Below are 210 nucleotides of genomic sequence, written 5' to 3'. Positions count from 1 at the left end.
TCACACCTTTACCAGAAGAAATATGCTGGTCTACCAAGGCATCGACGTTCAGATTGGCGATTCCATCTCCATATGTAGCCAAGACGTTTTTCTCATTTTTAAATAAATGCGATGCAATAGCCAAGCGACCACCTGTAGGAGTATCCTCCCCCGTCTGAAGCACCTTTATTAAAACGCTGCCACCCTTATATCGATCAGCAAACTGCCGAA

The 210-nt window shown here is 44.8% G+C and carries 1 pseudogene; it reads right to left on the bottom strand.

The window, feature by feature from the left end:
* Positions 1-210, bottom strand: a pseudogene (locus A3730_RS32625) (hypothetical protein); the annotation flags it as partial.

It is taken from the genome of Alcanivorax sp. HI0044, assembly GCF_001634945.1.
The sequence above is the reverse complement of the archived record's forward strand: the minus strand, read 5'-3'. Positions and strand labels throughout refer to the sequence as shown.